The sequence below is a fragment of the Streptomyces sp. MB09-02B genome (assembly GCF_033794485.1).
Lineage (GTDB): Bacteria > Actinomycetota > Actinomycetes > Streptomycetales > Streptomycetaceae > Streptomyces.
Window position 1 is genome coordinate 1 of sequence record NZ_JARGEE010000832.1, and the last position, 1,525, is coordinate 1,525.

Genomic DNA, 1,525 nt, shown 5'->3' on the forward strand with positions numbered 1-1,525 from the left:
TTTTGTTTTTTTGATAGCGTATGGCGTCCACCCCGTGCTGCTTATTGGCATGTCTTTTGGCGTCTTTCTTTTGCAGCACAAGCCGGCATCCGATATTTCTCCCTGCCCCGGGGGCTCGGAAATTTGGATAGAGGGCAGGTCGGCGGGTGTGGGCCGCGGGGGCTTGTGCGCAGCCCCGCGGCCCACACCCGCCGAAAGACGCGGGTGCTCCGGGCTGTGCGGGTGCGCTGACCGCCGTGCGGAGGTGGAAGGGAGCGCGGCCCCCTGCTCGGTCCTCACCGCAGCCATTCCGCAGCCATCCCGCGGCCGCCCCCCGGCGGTGTCCATGTGCGGTGAAGTGGTGGAAGTTGTGGGTGATTCGGAAGGGTTCGGTCCGCATACACCGAATGTGCGGGGGGCGCATCCGCCGTATGGGCGGAGAGACGGGTTCCGGGCGATTGCGCGGGGGCCCCGGCGGCAATACGTAACGGTATGTCGAGCCGCGGCCAGGAGGCTGGAGCATGAGCATCTGGTGGTCACTCCATCTGCGGCGTGAAGCTGCGAGCGTGCCGCTCGCCCGACGGCTGCTGATCGGCACCATGGAGACCGCGGGCGTCGATCCGGACGTCTCCTACGACCTCTCCATCGCCCTCAGCGAGGCCTGCGCCAACGCGGTCGAGCACGGCGGCGCTGTCCCGGCCGGCACCACCACCGAGGCGTACCGGGTGACCGCCTACCTCGACGGTGAGAAGTGCCGGATCGAGGTCGCCGACTCCGGCCCGGGCTTCCCGCACCGCCATCCGGTCCGCCCGGCCCCCACCGACGCCGAGGACGGTCGCGGCCTCTGCCTCATCCGGGAGCTCGCCGACCACGTGCACATCGGCAACAAACCGGGCCGCGGCGGCGCGATCGTCAGCTTCGACAAGATCCTCAAGTGGCGCGACGACGCCCCGCTGGTGGCCGTCTAGTACTCGCTTCGCAGGTAACCGTCCAGGACGTCCGCCTCGGATCTGATGCGGCTCCAAATCCCTCCCCACCCGCTGCCAGGAGCGGACCAGCTCGGCCACTGGGTGGCCCCGGCCCGGCAGCTGGGTCAGCCGGGTCGCGGCCTTCTCATGGGGTCGCACGGCGTCCTCGCGACCCGTGTCCCGCAGGGTGATCGCCAGATTGCCCGTGCCGACCAGCACATCGGGGTGGTTCCGACCGAACCTCTGGCGCAGCCCCTCCACGGCCTGGCGTTCCGAGCGCTCGGCGTGGTCGTACAGGCCCCGGTCCCCATAGGCGTTGGCCAGGCGCAGGGAGACCGCGAGGCTCTTGTCGGCCTGCAACACCTCCGGCACACCCGGGTTGAACACCCGTTCGAAGCTTTCACGGACCTCGCGCAGGAACTCGGCGGAGTCCGGTAGTCACCGAGGTCGCGCAGGTCGCGCGCGTGGTGCCCCTTGGTGGCGATCAATGTCCCGGCCTCGGCCCTCCACCGGGCAGCTCTCGAACAGGGAAGCGGCACAAAGGGGCGTCACGCTTCCCCCTCATCCCCCCTCACTCC

1 protein-coding gene and 1 pseudogene are annotated in these 1,525 nt (G+C 69.3%); one reads left to right on the forward strand and one right to left on the reverse strand.

Translation table 11 applies throughout. The features are described 5' to 3' along the window. Window positions 1-500 precede the first annotated feature (500 nt). Entirely contained in the window at window positions 501-947 is a 447-nt protein-coding gene (locus P1P70_RS44470) for an ATP-binding protein (protein ID WP_319248164.1), read from the forward strand. Window positions 948-1,217: 270 nt separating this feature from the next. On the opposite strand, the pseudogene P1P70_RS45965 reads toward P1P70_RS44470, so the two are convergent. After that, a pseudogene (locus P1P70_RS45965) lies at window positions 1,218-1,334 on the reverse strand (hypothetical protein); the annotation flags it as partial. Between the last annotated feature and the right edge of the window lie 191 nt (window positions 1,335-1,525).

What these genes read in the sequence shown, in the direction of transcription:
- P1P70_RS44470 (WP_319248164.1), top strand. Translation starts at nt 501, where the DNA reads ATGAGCATCTGGTGGTCACTCCATCTGCGGCGTGAAGCTGCGAGCGTG.